Below are 22010 nucleotides of genomic sequence, written 5' to 3'. Positions count from 1 at the left end.
TGTACCCACATATCGGAGGGCGAGGGTGGGTACACTTTCTTCGCAGACGGAGCGATTGCCCGAACGCAGTGAGGGATGGCACGCGGCAGGCACTTGCTAGAACGTCAAGATGTATTGGCGCGCCGCCGGCCTGCCCGGCGCATGTAACTAAATACGTACTTATACACCAGCGTGGGTCATTTAGCGGAGCGGAGAAAAAGTGCACCCACCCTCACCCAAGCTGAGCTATAGCAAGCTTATTGTAATCTCGCACTGACAGACAAATTGCAATTTTACGACTACATAGAGATGGCTTTGGGGTTCCGTAGCGGATACGCACGGGGCATATAGGAGATGATACGATAGAATAAGATATAAATAATAAAGATATTGACAAAACACGATAACAATGCTATAGTTTAGTCAATAGATGTGCTCGGACACAAAGAGCGCAGGACAATCACCCCGTGAAAGAAGGGAGAATATGAGGATGGAAGCTTCTCGTGAACTGCTGCTGCAGAAGATGCTAAAAGCGGCGAATGACGCACGAATCAGCTATTTGAAGGCAATTCATGCGGCTCGCAACAGGGATTTCGATAAGGCTAAGAATCTGCTGGAAACCGGCGATGGTCAGGTTGATATCGGGCACGAGATTCATACCAGTCTCATGCAGGGCACACCGCCGCTGAGCGGGCAGGAGCTGATGCTGATGCTCCACGCGGAAGATCAGCTCACTGGTGCCGAAGGGAATAAAGCGCTGGCTGTGGAGAGCATACACATCTATCAAGCGATGCAATGTACACGGACAGGAATAGGATCACATGCAGTGTGAGGGGTGTCTAGCGATGAATGAGGAAGAGATTCGGGCCAGCATAGAGGCTGGCGGTACTGCGTTAGGACTGGAGCTTGGCTCGACGAACATCAAAGCCGTGCTCGTTACAAAAGATTTTCGGACTGTCGCCAGCGGCAGTCATGGATGGGAAAACACGCTGAAAGATGGCGTCTGGACGTACTCCCTTGACGAGGTCTGGGAGGGAATCCAGCGCTGCTATCAGAATCTGGCTGAGGACGTGCAGACGCGTTATGGCATCAAATTGCGGAAGATTGGTGCCATAGGCGTCAGTGCGATGATGCATGGTTATCTGGCTTTTGATCGGGATGGTGCACAGCTGGCGGAATTCCGCACCTGGCGCAACAATATCACGGCTGCCGCGGCAGATGAGCTTACGAAAGCATTTGACTTCAATATCCCGCAACGCTGGAGCATCGCTCATCTCTATCAGGCTATCCTCAATGGCGAGGAATCCGTGCGTGATATCGGTTACCTGACGACGTTGGCTGGCTATGTTCATTGGGAGCTGACGGGGGAGAAGGTGCTGGGCATCGATGATGCCTCGGGGATGTTCCCCATCGATCCTGCGACGGGAACCTATGATGAAGCGCGGCTGGCTATCTTCGACAAGCTCGACCTGGTGGCAAAACAGCCCTGGAAGCTCAGGGAAATCCTGCCGGCAGTAAAGAAAGCAGGCGAGCCTGCAGGCAAACTCACGGACTATGGCGCGAAGATGCTCGATGTGAGCTGGACGCTGGAGCCGGGCAGCCTCATGGCACCGCCGGAAGGCGATGCCGGGACGGGTATGGTCAGCACCAATGCTGTGCGAAAATGCACAGGCAATATTTCCGTCGGCACATCAGCCTTCTCGATGCATGTGCTGGAGCAGCCATTAAAGGCTGTGCATCAGGATATCGACATCGTCATGACGCCGGACGGTGCACCTGTGGCCATGGTGCATACGAATAACTGCACCTCAGATCTCAACGCTTGGATGGGCATTTTTGCGGATGCGGCCAAGGCTCTGGGCGTGACGCTTTCCACAGGCGAGCTCTATGGCAAGCTGCTGGGCAGCGTGAAGACGGCACGGAAGGACGCTGGCGGGCTGGTCAATTACAGCTGCCTGTCAGGGGAGAATATCACGCGCATCGAAAGCGGGCGGCCGCTGTTTGTCCGCACGCCGCACAGTGCGATGACGCTCGGCAACTTCATGCTGGCTCAGCTTTACGGAGCATTTGCGCCACTGCGCATCGGCATGGATATCCTGACAGAGGAGGAGCAGGTGGAGTCACGCGGTATGATTGCTCAGGGCGGCCTGTTCAAGACGCCGGAAATCGCCCAGCAGGCGCTGGCGGACTTCCTCGGCATGCCGATAACCATCATGGAGACGGCTGATGCCGGCGGGCCTTGGGGCATGGCGCTCTTGGCCGTCTATGCGGCTGAGCCTGAGGACAGTCGCAAGACACTGGCAGATTTCCTCGATCAGGAAGTCTTCCGTGGTGTCAAGAGCACAACCAGCATACCTACGGCCGCTGGCCGCGAGGGGGCAGCAAAGTTCATCAAGGCTTATCGCAGCGGCCTGCCGGCAGAGATTGCGGCAGCAGCTATCGCTGATATAGATGAGTAAAACTATCTTATAATACAAAAGGAGTCGGTCACTTATGTTGAATGTACCTAACTATGAATTTTGGTTCGTTGCTGGCAGCCAGTTCCTTTATGGTGAGGAACAGCTCAAGAATGTTGCGCGCGATACGCAGGATATCGTGGACAAGCTCAATGCGAGCGGCAAGCTGCCGTATAAGGTGGTTTGCAAAGGCGTCATGACGACGGCTGATGGCATCACGCAGTTCATGAAGGATGTCAACTATCACGATGAAGTTGCCGGTGTCATTACCTGGATGCACACCTTCTCACCAGCCAAGAACTGGATTCGCGGTACGAAACTGCTGCAGAAACCGCTGTTGCATCTGGCGACGCAGTACCTCAATGAGATTCCCTATGCTACGATCGACTTTGACTATATGAACCTCAACCAGAGTGCCCATGGTGACCGTGAGTACGGCTATCTGAATGCCCGTCTCGGCCTCAACAACAAGATCGTCTATGGGTTTTGGGGGGATGAGGAAGTACAGCACGAGATTGCGGACTGGCAGGATGTTGCTGTAGCTTATAATGAGAGTTTCAAGATCCGTGTCTGTCGTTTTGGCGATACGATGCGCGATGTTGCTGTCACTGAGGGTGACAAGGTGGAGGCCCAGATCCAGCTCGGCTGGACGGTGGACTATTGGCCGGTGGGCGAGCTCGTCGATGTCGTGGATGCTGTCGATGAGAAGGATATTGATGCGGCCTATGAAAAGCTCCAGGCGGAGTATGACTTGAATCCGCAGGACAATAGCGCGGAGAAATTCACGGAATCAGTGCGCTATCAGCTGCGTGAATACATTGCCATAAAGAAATTCCTCGATGACCGCGGGTATAGTGCATTCTGCACGAATTTCCAGGATCTCAAGGGGCTCAAACAGCTGCCAGGCCTTGCTGCGCAGCTCTTGATGCGCGATGGCTATGGCTTTGGTGCCGAGGGCGACTGGAAACATGCAGCACTCACGCGCTTGCTGAAGATCATGGCTCGCAATGACCGTACGGTCTTCATGGAGGACTATACCCTCGACCTGCGCAAGGGACATGAGGCTATTTTGGGTGCCCATATGCTCGAGGTCGATCCGACCATCGCCAGCGACAAGCCGAAGGTCGAAGTGCATCCGCTGGATATCGGCGGCAAGGACGATCCTGCTCGTCTGGTATTCACGGGCGCAGACGGGGCAGCTGTCGATGTCACGGTGGCGGATTTCCGCGAGGGATTCCGTCTGATCTACTATCCGGTAGATTGCCGCAAGGCTGAGGCTGAGACGCCCTATCTGCCAGTAGCTAAACAGCTTTGGACGCCGACTATTGGGCTCAAAGAAGGCTCTACGGCCTGGATTCAGGCTGGTGGCGGCCATCATACCGTGCTGAGTTTCCATCTGACGACGGAGCAGATTCGTGAACTCGGCATCATGCTGGGCATGGATATCGTAGAAATTTGCTGAAAAAAGGGGAATCTGTTGGCTTGAACTTGGAGCTGGCAGATTCCCTTTTTTGATTTGGGAAATTGCAGTTTGTCTGTCAATGCGAGATTACAATAAGCTTGGTACAGCTCAGCTGGGGTGAGGGTGGGGGCACTTTTTCTCCGCTCCGCTAAATGACCCGCGCTGGAGTTTAAGTACGTATTTAGTTACATGCGCCGGGCAGGCCGGCGGCGCGTCAATACATCTTGACGTTCTAGCAATTTCCTGCCGCGTGCCATCCCTCACTGCGTTCGGGCAATCGCTCCGTCTACGAAGAAAGTGTCCCCACCCTCGCCCTCCGTTATGTTGGGATGATCTTGCTCTGTTCCGGCGGTAGGCTACGAATTACATCGATGTGCTTGCTGCGGGAGCAACGGTTCGTGCAAATTCAGACTACCGTTGCCAAAGGGGCGAACGGGGTAGTGCTTCTTTCTGTCTGGAGCGACTGTCCTGCGCAGCAGGACTGGGCCGTAATTGTATAACCTAGAAAGAGCTATGTACGTCGCGACCTGGTGACGGGAGCAGGTAACTGGGTCCGTAGTTCTGGTTGTACGGTCCATTCAGCGGAAACAGAAAAAGTACTACCCCGTGAACCCCGAGCTGCGTACTATCGGGATTCCGTTCCGCACGCACTGACAGACAAACTGCGATTTTGTTTATTGTGAAGAGTATTTTGCATAGAAAAATGGAGCTGTTTTTCAGCTCCATTTTTGTGTATTCAGTCGACAACGTTTTCGAGAATGCGGATTTCGTTGCGCATGATGTATTTTTCGTGTTCGGGTTTGATGCCGTTGACGAGGTAGTCGAAGACCACCTGCATGGCGCGGCGGCCTTGCTGGCGTGGGTGCTGGTAGATGGCGGCCTGGATGATATGGTCGCGCATCATCCGGATGGTCGAAGGAATCGTGTCGAAGACGACCATCACGATGTCACGGCGGTTTTGGGCGACGACGGCACGGGCGGCACCATAGGCACCGGAGGAAATGATGAACAGGGCATTGGTCTCGGGATGTTCGGCCAGAAGCTGCCGGGTTTCCTCGTAGGAAATCATGTCGTCATCGTCGTTCTCGCGAACGCCCATGAGCTCGAAACCTTCGGTTTTTTCGAGGACTTCCAGGAAGCCCTTGAGACGCTGGCGATGGCCCTGCATGCTTTGGGAGCCCATCAGTACCCCGGCATGGATGCCCGGTGGGGCAATCATCTTGAGCAGGGCACCGGCTGTGCGGCCTCCCTGCAGGTAGTCGGTGCCGACATAGCAGTGACGGCGGCAGCTGTCGACGTCATTGTTGATGGTGACGACGAATATCCCCTGGGCCACCAGATTGTCGAGCTTGGCAATGACCCGTTCCTCGTTGACAGGGTTGATGATGAGGGCGTTGACTTCTTGGGCCAGCTCATCGATGATGCCGCATTGTTCGTCGACGTTGAAACCGCGCATGCTGCGCCAGATGACTTTCATGCCATAGTTTTCGTATTGCTGGGCCGCCTTGCGCATCGGCAGCAGCACGTCATCGAAGAAGGGGACTCCTTCGGAGGCGATGAGAACGCCGACGATGGGGTTCTTCTTGCGGGCGGCTAAGGCCTTGCCAGCGGGGTTCGGCTGATAGTTAAGCTGTCTGGCGGTATCGAGCACGAGCTGGCGTTTCTCGGGCTTTACATTGCCGCGGTTGTTGAGGACACGGTCGACTGTTCCGCGGGATACGCCACAGAGCTCGGCGATTTGCTTGATAGTAACCATTAAGGGCACCTCGATTCAAATATAAATATATTTATGGATTAAAGTATTGTTTCATAAATAGACGATTAGGATATTAGTTTCGTCGTGGGGATAGGGGATTCCTGCACGAGCACAGTTATTTTTTTCCCAAGCCAGCGGGCAAAAAATTTTTTATTGGTCGTCAAGGCCGAGAGAAAATAGCCAGATGTGGCGTCCAGACTGGCGCGGCAGTGTTCGTGCACATGATAATAAACAGGACTAAAACACAAGTAAACAAAGACAAAGAATAAAAAACGTATTGACAACGCGAACATGAGAGTGTATTGTAATAGCAAGAGAACAAAATGGTTCTGTAGCAAGGTAGTAAGGAGTTGTCATCGTTGCGGGGAAAGTGCTCTCGTCATTGTCTGATTTTTTGCAATAGACAGGATTGTTTATAAACTATTCTGTGCACGAGAACAGAAAACGGTGGAAAGGTACACCTGAAACCGGAACAGGAATCACTCCCGGAGAATCGAGGTGGATAGGCGGGACGGTTGATTCTGGACAGAGCCCTCAAAAAATGTACTGATGGCAGTACGAAAGCAAAGGAGACGAAAACATGAAAAAGATCATTGCGTTACTTTTGGCAGCAGCCATGATGATCGTTGCAGCCGGCTGCGGCGGCGGACAGTCCGCAAGCAGTGGAAGCGGCTCGGGCTCAGGCTCTGGCGGCAAGCAGATAACGATGGGCTTCTCGCAGATCGGAGCGGAATCCGAATGGAGAACAGCCAACACGGAATCCATCAAACAGGCAGCTAAGGATGCAGGCATCAACCTGCAGTTCTCGGATGCTCAGCAGAAACAGGAGAACCAGATCAAGGCAATCCGTTCGTTCATCGCTCAGGGTGTCGACATCATCGCTTTCGTTCCTATCGTTGAGACTGGTTGGGACACGGTGCTGAAAGAAGCAAAAGATGCAAAGATTCCGGTTATCGTCGTTGACCGCGATGTAAAACTCAGCGATGATTCCCTCTATGTTGCTAAAATCGGTACGGACTCTGTCAAAGAAGGCAACAACGTCTTCAAATGGATCGATGAGTACATGGCTAAAGAGAAAAAGACCCCGCGTGATGGCGGCAGCCAGTACAATGTCGTAGTCCTCGAAGGCACGGTTGGTTCTTCCGTAGCTATCCGCCGTCAGGAAGGTTTCAAAGATGCGATGGCAAAATCTGCTGACGCTGGCAAGTACAACATCCTCGCTTCCCAGACTGGTGAGTTCACCCGCCAGAAAGGCCAGGAAGTCATGGAGTCCTTCCTCAAATCCTATGGTCCGAAAATCGATATCCTCTTTGCTCATAACGACGACATGGCTCTCGGTGCTATCCAGGCAATCGAGAAAGCTGGCCTCAAACCGGGCAAAGATATCACGATCATTTCCATCGATGGTGTAAAAGGCATGTTCCAGGCTATGATCGACGGCAAAGCAAACTGCACGGTTGAGTGCAACCCGCTGCAGGGACCGCTGCTCATGGAGACGGCTAAGAAAATCCTCAATGGCGAGAAAGTTGAAAAACTCGTCTATGTTGATGAAGGTGTCTTCCCGGCTGATGTTGCCGCTAAGACTCTCCCGGATCGCAAATATTGATTCCTCTTCTCTATCAATCCAAATACGCAGCTTAGGATAAACAGGCCGCGCCCGTACGTCGTATGAGTTCGGACGCGGCTGTTTTTATCCGCAAATGGCGAAACTAGAAATCATATCTGTTATATCTTATTCATATTGTATTGAGTTTCCTGGTTAGGAGTGAAGATTATGGCACAAGCTCTATTGGAGATGCGGTATATTGATAAGGTATTCCCGGGCGTTAAGGCACTCTCGAATGTCAATTTTACGCTCCACGCCGGGGAAATCCACTCACTGATGGGCGAGAATGGCGCTGGCAAGTCGACGCTGGTCAAGGTACTGACTGGTGTATATCAGCGTGATGGCGGTACCATCGTCATGAATGGCAAGCCGATTTCGCCGAAGACACCGAAGGAGGCTCAGGAATGCGGCATCTCGACGGTGTATCAGGAGGTAAACCTCTGCTCGAACCTCACGGTGGCAGAGAACATCTTCATTGGCCGTGAGCCGAAAAAGCACGGCTTTATTGACTGGAAAACAATCAACCGGCGGTCCGAGGAACTCCTCGCTAAGCTGGATGTTCATATTGATGTAACGAAGACCCTCGATAACTATTCGGTGGCGCTGCAGCAGATGATTGCCATCGCGCGTGCCGTCGATGTCGATGCCAAGATCCTGATTCTCGATGAGCCGACTTCCTCGCTCAACGAGGAGGAGACGGCGCATCTGTTCAAGATCATGCGTCAGCTGCAGAAACAGGGCATGGGCATTGTCTTCATTTCCCATTTCCTCGAGCAGATCTATGAGATCTGCGATCATATCACAGTCTTGCGCAATGGTGAGCTCGTCGGTGCCTATGAGGTGGCGAAATTGCCGCGTCTGGAGCTTATCGCCAAGATGGTCGGCAAGGAGCTCAGCGATGTCAAGGACATGGATAAGTTCGCCGAGAAGAGCACGCCGTCAGAGGAAGTGTTCCTGGAGGCAAAAGGCATCGGTGCTGTCGGCAAGTTGCGCGAAGTGGATGTGACCATCCACAAGGGTGAAGTCATCGGTTTTGCCGGGCTTTTGGGCTCAGGACGCACCGAGACAGCAGATCTGTTGTTTGGCATTGACCAGATCAGCAAGGGGTCAATCCGCATAAACGGCAAGCCGATAAATCTCAAGAATCCGATGGATGCGATGGAGCAGAAAATCGGGTTCTGTCCCGAGGACCGCAAGCTGTCGGGGATCATCGGCGACCTGTCGGTGCGTGAGAACATCATCCTTGCGATGCAGGCCAAAGATGGCATCATGCGTCATATCCCGTATGAGGAGCAGTGCAAGATTGCCGATGACTGCATCAAGCTGCTCAAGATCAAGGTTTCGGACCGCGAACAGCTCGTCAAGAACTTGTCGGGCGGCAATCAGCAGAAGGTCATCATCGCCCGCTGGCTCGCAACCCAGCCGAATCTTCTGATCCTCGATGAGCCGACGCGCGGCATCGATGTCGGCACGAAGACCGAGATTCAGAAGATGGCGATTTCCTTGGCCAAGCAGCGCGGCATGTCGGTGGTATTCATCTCGTCGGAGATGGATGAGATGGTCCGTACCTGCACGAAACTCATCGTCATGCGTGATCGCCGCAAGGTAGCGGAGCTCACGGGCGAAGACATCAGTTCTGATGGCGTCATGAAAGCAATTGCGGGAGGTGCAGCCTGATGGATATGCTGAAGAAGTTTGCGGGAAGCTCGCTCTTCCTGCCGGTGGTAGCCCTCTTGGTGCTGCTGATATTCAATACGATATTTGTCGATGGGTTCCTGTCGATACAGCTGACCGAGGATGGCCGGCTGTACGGCCGCCTCATTGATATCCTCAACCGTTCGTGCTCCCTGATCATCCTGGCTCTCGGTATGACCTTCGTCATCGCGACGAGTGGCATCGATATCTCCGTCGGTGCTGTGGTGGCCATATCGGCCGCTGTGGTCTGCACGATGATTGGCGGCCGCGGCGATGGTGTGGCCCAGATGCCGATGGCTGTTGCCATGCTTGCAGCTGTGGCTGTAGGCGTCCTCTGTGGCATGTGGAACGGTCTCTTGGTTGCTAAGTTCAAGATCCAGGCCGTTGTCGCCACGCTTATCCTCATGACGGCTGGCCGCGGTGTGGCCCAGCTCATGACCGAAGGCCAGATCATCACGGTCTACTACAAGCCCTTCGAGTATATTGCTGGTTTCCTGCCAGGGATGCCGCTGCCGACAAATATCTTCATTGCCTTGGCCATGGTAATCTTTGTGGCTATCCTCATGAAGAAGACGAGCATCGGGCTCTTTGTCCAGTCGGTCGGTATCAATCCGACGGCGGCCAGATATGCGGGCATCAACGTCACGCTGGTCATCTTCCTCGTCTATGCGTTCTCCGGTCTCTGTGCTGGCGTTTCGGGCCTTATCGAAAGCTCGCTGATCCGCGCAGCCGATGCCAATAATGCCGGTCTCAACATGGAGATGGATGCCATCCTGGCCGTCGCCCTAGGCGGCACGCTGCTCTCGGGCGGTAAGTTCTACATCGGCGGTTCGGTTATCGGTGCCATTACGATCCAGACGCTGACCACGACCATGTATGCACTGGGTGTCTCGGCTGACCAGCTGCCGGTGGTCAAGGCCATCGCAGTCATCATCATCTGCCTGATCCAGTCGAAGAAAGCCCAGGAACTTTTCGATGCCTGGAAAGCGCGCCGGGCTGCGGGGAAACCCCGCCCAAAAAAGTCGGTTGATGGAAAGGTGGTGGAGCAGGCATGAGAAACAGAATCAATGACCTCATCGCATCCAAGTATTTCTCATTCTTCGTGACAGTTCTGCTGTTCGCCATTCTTTATGGCGCCGGAATTGCCATGTATAAAGGCTTTATGCGTCCGCAGGTATTCTTGAACCTCTTCATTGATAATGCGGCGCTGATCATTGTCACCGTTGGTATCACGTTCACGCTGATCATTGCTGGCATCGACCTGTCAGTCGGTGCGGTGCTCGCCCTAGTTTGCATGGTGCTCGCGTGGCTGCTGGCCAATACGGGGCTGCCGATTGGGCTCTGCGTGCTTATTGTCATGGTCATGGGCACGGTATTTGGTGCGGCACAGGGCTATATCATCTCGAAGTTTGATTTGCAACCGTTCATCATCACGCTGGCAGGCATGTTCTTCTGCCGCGGCCTGACGGCTGTCATCTCCCAGGATACGATCCAGATTGAGAATCCGACCTGGGTGGCACTGGCCAGCTACCGCGTTGATGTCGGTGTGGGCTTTATCTCGATTGGTGCCATCGTGGCATTGCTGACAATTGTCGTGGCAGCTATCGTGCTGGGCTTTACGAAATTCGGCCGCACGGTCTTTGCCATCGGCGGCAGCGAATCCTCCTCAGCCCTCATGGGCCTGCCGGTCTTCCGCACGAAGGTCATGGTCTATGCGATTTCGGGATTCTGCTCGTCCCTGGGCGGTCTTGCCTACAGTCTCATCATGCTGACGGGCTATAACCTGCACGGCCTCGGCATGGAGATGGATGCCATCGCCTCGTCGGTCATCGGCGGCACGCTCCTCACCGGTGGTGTCGGCTTTATCCCTGGTGCCCTTGTCGGTGTGCTGATCCAAGGTGTGATCCTGACCTTCATCAGTTTCCAGGGCACGCTCTCGGCTTGGTGGACGAAGATTGTCGTCGGCGCACTGCTCTGCGTCTTCATCATCATGCAGGCTTTCATCACGGAGCAGAAGAGCAAACTCTCCTCGAAGAGCTCCATGGAAGATGGGGGCGAGCCACCGGCCAAGGCCGCAGCTGGCACACAAAGCTGAATATCAGGAAATGCGAAAGCCGCCCGAGGGGAATCGGGCGGCTTTCATGTGTGATGTTGTGTTGTATTATGGAAAGGAAGAGAGAAATCTTAGTTGCGGTTTACGTCAAAATCAGCAGAGTTGACGTCTAGGAGCGTAGCCGGATCGACATTGGAATAAATGCCTGGGCGGACTTCATAGCTCTTCATGTAGTCAGAAGTTGCCTCCATGAGATCCTGCGTGTAGCTTTTGACGTGTTTTTCCCACATGCTTTTCATCGTAAATCGCTCCTTTACATGATAAAGTCATACATAAGATTTATTCTTACTTAACCATTTGATTTATCTACATTATGACACAGCCATTTTGGTTTGTGAAATACCTTGTTTTGATAATATATAGCTTTTTCCTATTAGTATATGCTATACTTGTGCCAAGAAAGTATTTGCGGAAACAGACAGGGGGAGCGGCAATGACGATTATACAGATGCGCTATTTCTATGAGGTCTGCCAGTGGCAGAACATCACGAAGGCAGCAGAGCACCTGCATGTATCCCAGCCGACAATCAGTGTGGCGATGCAGGCCTTGGAGACTGAGACTGGGCTCAATCTATTCCACCGTGAAGGACGCAAGATCATCATCACGCATGATGGCAGCAAATTACTTGGCAAAGTCAAACACATTCTTGACCAGATGGATCAGCTTGAAGAAGAAATCCAGGATATGGCCCATAACCGCAATCATATCCGCATGGCGATGCCGCTGCAGCTCGGCACCCAGTTCCTGCCATTGGTTCTGGGTGACTTCCGCTGGCTGCATCCGGAAATCCGGCTCGACATCATCGAGTCGGGCGGCATCAGTGCCCTGCATATGGTCGAGGATGAGAAACTCGACATTGCGCTGACGAACTATGAGAGCGGATTCAGCAACAAGCTCAATTACCAGAAACTATTTACCTGTGAATGCTGTTTCATCACGTACCCTGGGCATCCCTTGGCAGAACGCGAGTCGGTCACCTTTGAGGATTTTGCCGAGGAGCCGCTGGTCATGCTTGATAGCAATTTCTTTGTCTACCATATGGTCCATGACCTGTTTGCCAAGGAGGGACGTAAGGCCAATATCATCCATTACTCGCCGTATCTGCATACGATCAAGACCCTCGTCAAGAGTGGTATCATGTCGACCTTCCTGACTCGTCAGGCCATCCTGCCTACGGATAATCTCGTGATGATCCCGCTGGCGGAGCCATTCTATATCAATTCGGGCATCGTGACCAAGAAGGGCCGGCAGATATACGACGACGAACGGACCTTGATGGAATATCTGCAGAATATCACCAAGGCATTGAAGTAAAGATGCGATTCAAGACAGCCTATTGTTGTGAGGCTGTCCATGCGGGTTTCTATGCGACCCTTAACGGCCAGTATCCGCAGGATTTCTGGAGCCTGCTGCGCACCGTAGAGAAAGTGGAGACGAATGGTGAGGCAAAGGTCATGGAGATGGCTGCTAAGGTGAGGGCTGCAGGCTTTGATGAGGCGGCAGATGAGATGGAGGTCTTTGCCAAGCAGGAAGGCCATCATGGGGTCCTGGTGCGTGAGATCATCGCTAAGTATGGACCGCAGGAACAGGCTGCGCCGGCAGGTCAGAAGGTCTATATCTGCCCCATCTGCGGCTATGAACATGTGGATGACATTGCTGACGAGGCTGACGATTATACCTGCCCGCTCTGCGGCCAACCGAAAGCCGCCTTCAAGGCAAAATAATTAAATTGACTAAGTCAACCACATAAATCCCTGTGCAACCAGCTCTTTGTTTACCAAGTAACATGTATACAATATTTCGTGTGCTCTGGGTATGGACATTTTCTGCTGATTGTGTTATCATCTAGCTATACAAATTTTCAGGCAAAGGAGCCGTATGTCATGTCATATCGATATGCACATGCGGCTCCTTTGGAGTTTTAGGAGGTATATGTATGGCAGAAAAGAAGGCTGGCATGAGCTTGGACAAGCTCGGTATCTGGATCATCGTAGCGACGGTGCTCGGCGCTGTGGTGGGTCTCGTCATGGGAGAGCCTGCGCACATGTTTGCACCGATGGGCAATCTCTTCATGCAGCTCATCAAGATGGTCGTTGTTCCACTGGTCCTGTTCTCACTGATTGGCGGCGCAGCATCGCTGGGGAAATCGAGCAGCGCAGGCAAGATCGGTGCCCTGACCTTCGTCTATTATGGCGTCACGACGGCTGTGGCCGTTGCGTTAGGCCTGCTGTTCAGTGAGTTGTTCCGCCCTGGTGCTGGCATCGATATGGCAGCACTTTCGGGGGCAGCTGTGCAGGTCGAGCACATGGAGGAAAGCACGAAGATCCCGGGGTTCTGGGAGACAGTAACGGGCTTTGTGCCGGCTAATCCGTTCAAGGCACTGGTCGATGGCAACATCCTGCAGATCATTGTCTTCGCCATGTTCATGGGCTTTGCCTCCACGTATCTTGAGGCGAAGAAAAAGGCTGTACTGATCGATTTCTTCAACTATATGACGGAATTATTCATCAAGGTCATGACGGGCATCATGTATGTGGCTCCGCTGGGCGTCTTCTGCCTGATGGCTGATGCGACAGGTACCTTTGGTTATGCCGTGCTGGCGAAGATCATGTACCTTATCGGTCTTTATGTGGTGGTGCTGGCAATCGTTACCTATGGCATGATTGGCGGTTCGGTGGCGATGTTCTCGAAATGCACGAGCTATGTGAAGTTCTTCAAGAGCATGTGGAAGGTTCAGATCTTCGCGTTCTCCACGGCCTCCTCGATGGCGACGCTGCCGCTTAATATGAATACGGCGATGAAGGAACTCGGTGTTTCCAAGGAGACGACCTCGTTTGCGCTGCCGCTGGGGGCGACAATCAATATGAACGGCAACGCAGCTTACTATGCAATGGCGGCGACGTTTATCGCGCAGATGTATGGCATGGAGCTCTCGTTCTCGCAGTATATGGCCATCATCATCACGAGTACCCTCGGTGCTGTCGGCCAGGCCGGTGTGCCGGGACCGACGCTGCTCGTTGTTGCTGTACTGGCTGCAGCTAATATCCCCATCGAGGCACTGCCAATCCTCTTCGGTGTTGACCGTATCTTCGACATGCTGCGCACGGCGGTCAACATTACAGGTGATGCAGCCTGCGCTACGATTGTTGATCGCTTCCGTGAGACGGATCCGGCAGAAGAGCTCGAAACAGCTGCTGATCACTGATTTTTTTGAGAAAATGTATCAATTGCTATTGACAATGATTATCAACTGGAGTATATTATATACAGGCTTTCGTTAAGGCATCAGACCAAAGCGTGGAGGCGCTGGACGGATGCCAAAGCTCTCCTAAAATATAATACACAGCAAGAACGGCGATTCGTACTGCTCATACGAATCGCCGTTCTTGTCTTTATTTATAGGAATCAGTTGGTTTCTTCTTTTTCTGCCGCGATGGTGCGCGGGTAAACAGTCTTGAGCATCATGCCAATCAAGAGGCCGATGATGGCCGGGCATATCCAGCCAAAGCCCTGGGCAAAGAAGGGCAGCATCCCGGTAAGAGCCGTGACAAAGCCGTCGAGCTGGGTGGCTTTGAGCAGGGTAGGGGGCAGGGCCTTGATGAAGTCGAAGATAGAGCTGATGACGACGGCTGTCATGGTACTGCGGATAATCAGCTGGCCGCAGCCAAAGAAATGGCCGGCCAGTGAGGTGATGGTCAGCATGATGGCAATCGGATAGAGCATCATGAGCACAGGGATGGAGAACTGGATGATGGCTGACAGGCCGATGTTGGCAATCAGGAAGGTTATCAGGGCAAAGCTGACTGCCAGCTGATTGTAGGTGGCCTTGCCAGGGAACATCGCGACAAAGGCCTCTGAGCAGCTCGTAATCAAGCCGATGACGGTCTTGAGGCAGGCAAACAGCACGATGAACGCCAGCAGTGCTGCGCCAGCGTCAGAGAAGTAATGGGTGGAAATCGCTGCCAGTACAGCGCCGCCGTTGGTGCTGATATCTGCATAGCCGCGGCTGCCGGCACCGGCAAGGGCCACGAGGATGTAGATGATGCCCATGAGCGCACAGCTGAAGACACCGGCTTTTACCGTGTTGATGGCGATGGCCCCAGGCGTTTCGATGCCAAGCTTGCGGATGACATCGACGACGATGATACCGAAGGCAAGGCCGGCCAGTGTGTCCATGGTGTTATAGCCGTCGAGGAGCCCCTGCAAGAGCGGGGCCTGGGCATAGAGCCCCGTTGGTGCGAAGGCGTAGATATCGGCGGCAGGATGCGTGAGGGCCGTGACCAGCAGGATACCCAGCACGGCGAGGAAAATCGGTGTGAGGATTTTGCCAGTCCAGGTCAGGATCTTGCCAGGACGCAGCGAGAACCAGAGTGCAGCTGCCATAAAGGCCAGCGAGAACAGCAGCAAGGCCAGCTGCTCGTTCCAGCCAGCTGGCAGCAGCGCCTTGGCACCAATCTCGAAGGGGACCGTGACGCAGCGCGGGCTGGCGAAGAACGGTCCGATGGTCAGATAGAGGGCGCAGGTAAAGATAAGCCCGAATTTGCGGCCAACCTTCTGGCTAAAGTCAAGCAAGCCGTTGCTGCCCGTGATGCCGAGCGCGGCGACAGTCAGCATCGGCATGCCGACGCCAGTAATCAGAAAACCGAGCAGGGCGGCCCAGATGCTGCTGCCGGCCTCCTGGCCCAGAAAGGCGGGGAAAATCAGATTACCGGCACCGAAGAACAGGCCGAACAACATGCTGGTAATCGAAAGTGTCTCTCCCCAAGTGAGTTTTGTTTTCATTGTCTATTCCTCCGGGATATTTTGAACTAAGTAGTATAAGTGTAACAGGTTATCTGTCATTTGTGAAACAATATATTTCTATGCGTACATACTTTTGTTGAATTTAGGCAGATATAATAATGTATACGGTATAAATGATAGGAAGTAATTGTCTTTGCGGCGTAAAAGTGGTATACTGTATACAAGGAAAACGGAGCGAAAGGGGCGCGAGGAAATGTTTGCATGGGTAGAGGTCCTGAGGGAAAAGGACAATGTGATGGAGATTGCCTATAGCCTGGGCGAGGAGATGAAGTTAGATGGCCGCATCAGCTACGAAAAGGTAACAGGAACCATAAAGCTGGAGCAGATGGCCGAGGGGGCCAGCCCGCAGGCAACGCGTGATTTCATGGAGGCACTCAAGGAGCGCATGCAGACGAAACCGTGGGGCTCGGGCCAGATAATCCGCGTGGCATACAGCCGCAGCACGGAGAGCGAGCTCGTAAACAGCTGGCAGATGGAAAAACAGGCTGCGTTCGTACGGTTTGCCTGAGAAAAAGACATAAGGAAATGAGACTGTTGCTCGTGATTGCTTTACGGGCAACAGTTTTTTTATGGGAAATTAATTCAGTTATAATAGGTATCACATATTCAATTAACAGAATCTTAACATTGTATTTACTATATAGGATATAAATGCTAAAATTGTATATTGGGGAAGGAGGAAACTTTTTAAGAATTTGTTGAATTGAGAGGAAGGATCGGAATTGCAGACTAATATGAAAAAAAGGAATTGTAGACTTATGGCCATGACGCTGGCTGGTGCCGGGGTTTTGGCTCTGTATGGTGGTAATGTTGTTGAGGCAGCAGCTGTGGGCGCTCAGCAGGTGGAGCAGTCTATTTCCAGCGACCAGGCGCAGAAGGCGCTTGACAAAGCAAGAGATCAGCAGCAGAAAACCACGAAACAGGCTGTTCGCGCAGATAAGATCACGGTGCCAGCTACGGCAGTGGAAATCGTGGGCTCCAAGAGCCTTACGGAGAAGGATGTACGCGCATTGGTTCCGGAACTTAACAAAGAGCGCATCAATATCCATACGCTGTCCAAACAGATCCAGATGGTAAATGATACGGGCGCAGCTAAACTCGGTGCAAACTTTGTTTCCAACCATGATGGTACGTTTACGGTCAAGGTCGCGAACGAGGCTAAGGATAACGATAAGTTTACCATTAGTCTGGCTAACAATGGTAATGAGCACACTGGCGATTGGCGTGCAACGCTCAGCTATATCAACAATAATCTGTCCAAGAATGCGGACACCTTTGGTATGGCTTATGTGACTTCGCCAGATGAGCACTTCAGCGATGTAAAGATGGGCGCTGTTTCCTATCGCCGCCTGCTGCCGAAAGCCAGCGGTTCGCTGAACGTTACGGCCAGTGTATATGATATTGAGCAGGATCAGACACCGCTTATCGCTGCCGGTGGTGTGCTCAATAGCGAGAGCAATGGTAAAGGTCACAATATTGGTCTGCATTATCAGCAGCATTTGGCATATACTTCCCGTGAGAAGGATATGTGGGATTTTGGCATTGACTACCGTCAGGTTGAGACGACTGGTGAGCTGAGCTTCGGTGGAGTACCGTTGGGCATTCCGCAGACCGAAGATTATGATATGCTCATCGGTTCGGTAGGCTTTGTCCATAATAACCGTGATACGCATCATTCATTCACGTATAACGCTGGCGTGTATGTCAATCTTAAGGGTGATGATGCGGCCTATAACCGCAATGTGCCCGTTGCAGGCTTTGGCAAATATGATGACAATTTCGTCTACTATCAGGCTGGTGTAAACTATCAGGTACGATCCAACAGTGACTGGATTCTCGGCGCTCGCCTCCATGGCCAGTACACCAATGACAATCTGGTCGGCCTGGCACAGATTGGAGCCGGCGGCATGAACACGGTGCGCGGTTTTGAGAACAGCATCAGTGCTGACAAGGGAATCGTCGGCAACCTGGAAGTCTATACGCCAGAGTTTGCGCCGCATTCCCGTTTTGTAGCGTTCTATGATTATGGCAATCTGACGAATAACCGTGAGGGCGCTAGCTTTGACAGTGTGAGCCTGTCCTCGGTAGGTATTGGCTACCGCTATAACAACCCGAAGAGCGGTCTTACGCTGGCTGTTGATTATGCTAATCCGGTTGAGGATGTGGATAGCAAGATCAGCAACACGACGAACCATCGTCGTTGGAATGCAACGGTGTCCATGAGTTTCTAAGGAGGGAATTGGGATGAAGATGAACAAGAAAATGCGCGAAGCCGCTTTGACGGCCATGATTACGCTGGCACTGTCCGGTTCGGCTATGGCTATGCCGAGCGGCGGTACGGTAACGCAGGGAAATGTAACGGTCAATGGCGCAGCGGCGTCGGCAATTGACTCGGTAGCAAATGGTGCCACGATTGCTGCTAATGCGCACAGCATTATCGATTGGAAGGCCTTTGGCATCGAGGCTGGTCAGAAACTTAACTTTGATACGACCAATGGTGCTCTGCTGAACCGTGTCATTGGCAGCGATATGTCTAAAATCTTGGGTACGCTGACGCAGAAAGGCAGCAATCCGTTGCTGCTGGTAAACCCGAATGGTATCCTGGTGGGAAATGGTGCAGTCATCAATGCCAGCCAGTTGGTACTGTCGACGCTGGCTATCAGCAATGATGATTTCAATAAATTTGCCAATCAGGGTGTAGCAACTTTTGCTACGGATAGCAAAGGCGCTGGCAGTGTGATGGTGGAAAAAGGCGCGGCAATCAATATCGATGAAGTGCTGCTGATGGCTGGCGGTACGGTAAATGTAGCCGATGGCGTAACGTTTACCACGAATAACACGGATGATGCTATGGTAGAGATTGCAGCTGCTAACAGCATTAAGGTAGACAGAACGCAGAAACTGCAGGATAGCATGGATGGAATCGTTACGACCAAGGATAATGCTGTTTCGTTCCATGGTACCTTTGATAGCACGAAAGCCTCGGGCAATGCGAACTTCCATATCGATGGCGGCACGGTCAATCTGGACAATGCGCAGGTCAAACTGAATGACAAGTCTGAGGCATATCTGGTGGCTGGCAATAAAGCTGCCAACAGTGCTACGACGGATAACGTTATTTCCGGCAAGAAGGCTAGCATTGAAGGCGGTAAAGAGGCCGTTGTTGGTGGTGGCAAGGTAACGTTCATCGATTCCAGCATCAAGAATCATGGACGGATCTCCATTGTTGCAGGTACGAGTTTCAAGCGGGAAAACGACTCGAAGAATGACAGCTATAATATCGTGACAGCTACGGCAACACCTCAGAATGAGGTAACAATCATCAATAGTTCCGTTGAAAACACGAAAAAGAGCAATATCGATGAGATCCAGATCAATGGCGGCAAGATAACTTTGGACAAAGCAACAGCTAAATCGGATGAATCAATTGCTTTGGTTGCTTGCAATAAGCGCCTTGACGAGGATTTTGATGGCGATATCAGTAAGCTGGATGATGGCAACATCATTACCATCAAGAATGGCTCTAACATGACAACGGCTAATGTTACCATCGTAGGCAAGACGATTGCCAGATCCGATTCTGCGAAGATGCAGATAACTAGCTCGGAAGAACCAGTTATCTTTGGCAAGTATGAAAAGATTGCTGATAGCGTGACTACGGGCTATGCATTAGCACCGGAGGCTGGTCAGGCTGTGAACAATAACAGCAGCAATTCTTCGCAGCCGACCTTTGCTTCGGATAAAGAGAATGTCAATGCTGGGGCACAGACAATCAGTGCTATCCTCAGTACCAGCAATGATGTGGCTGACAGACAGGAGGCTATTGTCGAGTACGTAGGCAAGCTGAATACTGCTGAAGGTTCTGACCGTGCCAAGGCAGCACAGGTTTACGGCATGTTGAAGGCACTGGAATCGCTGAAGAGTTCTGAGGGCAATGTCCTGATGCTGACGGTCCTCAATGCTTACGAGCCGACCAAGAATGCCAAGGCGCAGGCTGAGCAGTCGAAGACGGCTGAGGGTAAGACCGTTGCCGCTCAGACTACTGATGCACAGACGGTACAGGCTACGACTGGTGCCAATGAATCCGCCAATGACGTGGCTGTAGATGCCAGCGCCGTTGAGGAATGATCGGCAGAACTGAATAGGTAAGACGAGTATGACCGGTCAGGGGCAATTGCCTTTGACCGGTCATTTATTGTCTGGGTGTATGGATATTGTCAGCGCAGGCCCTTGCGGGTTTCGGCTTTGGCGATGAGGGCGCGGCCTTCATCAAAGGCTGCGGGCAGGTAGTCGTCTTCCCATTCGCGGCCTTGTTTTTCGATTTTCTTGATGGTTTTCCAGTCGGTGACGGGCTGGCCATTCTCATCGGTCAGCGGCTGGTGGAAGATATGCGGGTGGCGGCGCACCATCTTGTCGGCGGAGGCGCGGGCTACGTCCTGCAGGGTAAACAGCCCTTCCTTTTCCGCCAGGCAGGCGTGGAAGATGACCTGCAGCAGCAGGTCGCCGAGTTCCTCCTTGAGGTTATCGGCCTTGCCGGTTTCGCGCAGGATATTGATGCCGGCCAGCACCTCGCAGGCCTCTTCGATACAGCCGGCCTTGATGCTCTCGTGCGTCTGCATCTTGTCCCAGGGACAGCCGTCGTCAGCTTGGAGTTGTTTTACGATCTGTTCTAAGCGCTTGATTTCATCTTGGTACATAAAATGACCTTTCTGTTCAGGGAATGGATACTTGTGGCTATATTATACCGCATTTGCCAGCGGGGCAAAACAAAAGCAGAAATTTTCGCTGACATTTCCTGAGGGACGTGTTATAATTGTTCACAAGAAACACGCAATGGAGCGGCTTATGGCTCATTGCGTGTTTTTATTTTATGTGATTGAAGGGAGTTTTTATTATGCGCAGCTTTCCATTATTTGCCGAACTTGAGGCCAAACGAGATGAGATCAACAGCCGGTTCCATCGGGAGACAAAGCCGCTCCTCATCGAGCGCTTTCAGGAGTTCGGTTTCGTGCCGGTAAAGCCGAACAATGCCGAGTACATGGTGCTCACGGAGAAGAGCACGGGCAATCATTATCTGCTGACCCTGGGCCGCTATGAACTCCGCATCGAGTTCGAGCATGTTTCCCGTCATGAGATCGTCAAGATCTGCGAGATCAGCAACTTCAGTCTCAGTGCGCATACGATTATGAATATTGCCATCCGAGCCATCGACTGTTGGCTGCAGTATGGTGTCGTGCTCGACTATGTCAAGGCACAGCATCTCGGGGCAGCAGAATAAGATGGTGACGATACGTGATGCCAGGCTGGCCGATGATGGGCGGCTGCTGGAAATCTATGCGCCGTATGTGCGCGAGACAGCCATCACCTTTGAGACGGAAGTGCCGGAGCTCATGGAGTTCCGGCAGCGCATGGAGCATGTCCGCCGCCGCTATCCTTATCTGGTGGCTGAGGAAAAGGGCCGGATCCTAGGATATGCCTATGCCAGTGCTTTCCATACGCGTGCGGCCTATGATTGGGCCGTGGAGACGACAATCTATGTGGACAGGGACTGCCGCCATGGCGGCATTGGAGGCAGTCTCTACAAGGCATTGGAGGCAGCGCTTGAATCTATGGGTGTGCTCAATCTCAACGCCTGCATTGCTGCGCCTGTCGCTGGGATTGAGGATGAGCACCTGACAAATGATAGTGAAGGGTTCCATGCGCATTTGGGGTACACGCTGGTGGGCAGGTTCCATAAATGCGGCTATAAATTCGGACGCTGGTACGATATGATCTGGATGGAAAAGATGCTCGGGGTGCACGTAGAAACGCCAAAGCCAGTGCAGGCTTATGCTGATTTGAATCTGTGCTAAGTAAGGAGAAATTGCAGTTTGTCTGTTAGTGCGAGATTACAATAAGCTTGGTACAGCTCAGCTGGGGTGAGGGTGGGTGCACTTTTTCTCCGCTCCGCTAAATGACCCGCGCTGGCAGGGTGTACGTACCTAGATACATGCGCCGGGCAGGCCGGCGGCGCGCCAATACATCTTGGCGTTCTAGTTTATACCTGCCGCGTGCCATCCCTCACTGCGTTCGGGCAATCGCTCCGTCTGCGAAGAAAGTGTACCCACCCTCGCCCTCCGTTATGTTGGGATAATCCTGC

General features: G+C 52.6%; 19 protein-coding genes. 15 read left to right on the top strand and 4 right to left on the bottom strand.

The window, feature by feature from the left end; all coding sequences use genetic code 11:
- Positions 1 to 469: 469 nt before the first annotated feature.
- From BM322_RS12775 to araA, 3 genes are read left to right on the top strand one after another with little or no spacing between them, the layout of a single operon-like run.
- Positions 470 to 811, top strand: a complete 342-nt coding sequence (locus tag BM322_RS12775) for a PTS lactose/cellobiose transporter subunit IIA (protein ID WP_177220909.1) — start codon at positions 470 to 472, stop codon at positions 809 to 811.
- Positions 812 to 824: 13 nt separating this feature from the next.
- Positions 825 to 2438, top strand: coding sequence for an FGGY-family carbohydrate kinase (locus BM322_RS12770; protein WP_075431084.1), 1614 nt, complete (start codon positions 825 to 827; stop codon positions 2436 to 2438).
- A gap of 34 nt (positions 2439 to 2472) precedes the next feature.
- Positions 2473 to 3897 carry an L-arabinose isomerase gene (gene araA / locus BM322_RS12765; protein WP_075431082.1) on the top strand — a complete coding sequence of 475 codons (1425 nt, stop codon included), beginning with the start codon at positions 2473 to 2475 and terminating at the stop codon, positions 3895 to 3897.
- Positions 3898 to 4633: 736 nt separating this feature from the next.
- Here araA and BM322_RS12760 read toward each other — a convergent pair.
- Complete coding sequence (locus tag BM322_RS12760; protein WP_075431080.1) at positions 4634 to 5653, bottom strand: LacI family DNA-binding transcriptional regulator; 1020 nt, start codon at positions 5651 to 5653, stop codon at positions 4634 to 4636.
- Between the two features lie 580 nt (positions 5654 to 6233).
- Between BM322_RS12760 and BM322_RS12755 the strand changes: the two genes are divergently transcribed.
- The 4 genes from BM322_RS12755 to yjfF all read left to right on the top strand — a co-directional run bounded on the left by BM322_RS12755 (position 6234) and on the right by yjfF (position 11049).
- A complete protein-coding gene (locus BM322_RS12755) occupies positions 6234 to 7259 on the top strand; it encodes an ABC transporter substrate-binding protein (protein WP_075431078.1) in 1026 nt (341 codons plus the stop codon).
- Between the two features lie 168 nt (positions 7260 to 7427).
- Positions 7428 to 8936, top strand: a complete 1509-nt coding sequence (locus tag BM322_RS12750; RefSeq protein ID WP_075431076.1) for a sugar ABC transporter ATP-binding protein — start codon at positions 7428 to 7430, stop codon at positions 8934 to 8936.
- Entirely contained in the window at positions 8936 to 10009 is a 1074-nt protein-coding gene (locus tag BM322_RS12745) for an ABC transporter permease (protein ID WP_075431075.1), read from the top strand. Before BM322_RS12750 ends, BM322_RS12745 begins: the two co-directional genes overlap by 1 nt.
- Positions 10006 to 11049, top strand: a complete 1044-nt coding sequence (gene yjfF, locus BM322_RS12740) for a galactofuranose ABC transporter, permease protein YjfF (protein WP_075431073.1) — start codon at positions 10006 to 10008, stop codon at positions 11047 to 11049. Before BM322_RS12745 ends, yjfF begins: the two co-directional genes overlap by 4 nt.
- Before the next feature lie 89 nt (positions 11050 to 11138).
- Here the strand turns inward: yjfF and BM322_RS13615 are convergent, their stop codons facing one another.
- On the bottom strand, positions 11139 to 11306 hold the full coding sequence (locus BM322_RS13615; protein ID WP_177220907.1) for a hypothetical protein: 168 nt from the start codon (positions 11304 to 11306) through the stop codon (positions 11139 to 11141).
- 194 nt (positions 11307 to 11500) lie between these two features.
- On the opposite strand from BM322_RS13615, the gene BM322_RS12735 reads away from it, so the two are divergent.
- The 3 genes from BM322_RS12735 (at position 11501) to BM322_RS12725 (ending at position 14273) form a co-directional block, all read left to right on the top strand.
- On the top strand, positions 11501 to 12382 hold the full coding sequence (locus tag BM322_RS12735; RefSeq protein WP_075431071.1) for a LysR family transcriptional regulator: 882 nt from the start codon (positions 11501 to 11503) through the stop codon (positions 12380 to 12382).
- A gap of 2 nt (positions 12383 to 12384) precedes the next feature.
- Entirely contained in the window at positions 12385 to 12792 is a 408-nt protein-coding gene (locus tag BM322_RS12730; RefSeq protein WP_177220905.1) for a rubredoxin-like domain-containing protein, read from the top strand.
- Between the two features lie 212 nt (positions 12793 to 13004).
- On the top strand, positions 13005 to 14273 hold the full coding sequence (locus BM322_RS12725; protein WP_075431069.1) for a dicarboxylate/amino acid:cation symporter: 1269 nt from the start codon (positions 13005 to 13007) through the stop codon (positions 14271 to 14273).
- Between the two features lie 200 nt (positions 14274 to 14473).
- Here the strand turns inward: BM322_RS12725 and brnQ are convergent, their stop codons facing one another.
- Positions 14474 to 15850 carry a branched-chain amino acid transport system II carrier protein gene (gene brnQ, locus BM322_RS12720; protein WP_075431068.1) on the bottom strand — a complete coding sequence of 459 codons (1377 nt, stop codon included), beginning with the start codon at positions 15848 to 15850 and terminating at the stop codon, positions 14474 to 14476.
- A 214-nt stretch (positions 15851 to 16064) separates the two neighbouring features.
- Between brnQ and BM322_RS12715 the strand changes: the two genes are divergently transcribed.
- The 3 genes from BM322_RS12715 (at position 16065) to BM322_RS12705 (ending at position 19999) form a co-directional block, all read left to right on the top strand.
- Positions 16065 to 16379: a hypothetical protein gene (locus BM322_RS12715; protein WP_075431067.1), complete on the top strand. Its 315-nt coding sequence runs from the start codon at positions 16065 to 16067 to the stop codon at positions 16377 to 16379.
- Positions 16380 to 16629: 250 nt separating this feature from the next.
- Positions 16630 to 18102 carry a ShlB/FhaC/HecB family hemolysin secretion/activation protein gene (locus BM322_RS12710; RefSeq protein ID WP_082334490.1) on the top strand — a complete coding sequence of 491 codons (1473 nt, stop codon included), beginning with the start codon at positions 16630 to 16632 and terminating at the stop codon, positions 18100 to 18102.
- A 13-nt stretch (positions 18103 to 18115) separates the two neighbouring features.
- A complete protein-coding gene (locus BM322_RS12705; protein WP_075431066.1) occupies positions 18116 to 19999 on the top strand; it encodes a filamentous hemagglutinin N-terminal domain-containing protein in 1884 nt (627 codons plus the stop codon).
- Positions 20000 to 20088: 89 nt separating this feature from the next.
- Here the strand turns inward: BM322_RS12705 and BM322_RS12700 are convergent, their stop codons facing one another.
- Positions 20089 to 20568, bottom strand: coding sequence for a MazG nucleotide pyrophosphohydrolase domain-containing protein (locus tag BM322_RS12700; protein ID WP_075431065.1), 480 nt, complete (start codon positions 20566 to 20568; stop codon positions 20089 to 20091).
- Positions 20569 to 20765: 197 nt separating this feature from the next.
- On the opposite strand from BM322_RS12700, the gene BM322_RS12695 reads away from it, so the two are divergent.
- Complete coding sequence (locus BM322_RS12695) at positions 20766 to 21149, top strand: hypothetical protein (protein WP_075431064.1); 384 nt, start codon at positions 20766 to 20768, stop codon at positions 21147 to 21149.
- Entirely contained in the window at positions 21115 to 21723 is a 609-nt protein-coding gene (locus BM322_RS12690) for a GNAT family N-acetyltransferase (RefSeq protein WP_318254626.1), read from the top strand. The genes BM322_RS12695 and BM322_RS12690 overlap by 35 nt, the downstream gene beginning before the upstream one ends.
- Positions 21724 to 22010: the final 287 nt, after the last annotated feature.

The organism is Selenomonas sp. GACV-9 (assembly GCA_900116485.1).
Lineage (GTDB): Bacteria > Bacillota > Negativicutes > Selenomonadales > Selenomonadaceae > Selenomonas_A > Selenomonas_A ruminantium_G.
The sequence above is the reverse complement of the archived record's forward strand: the minus strand, read 5'-3'. Positions and strand labels throughout refer to the sequence as shown.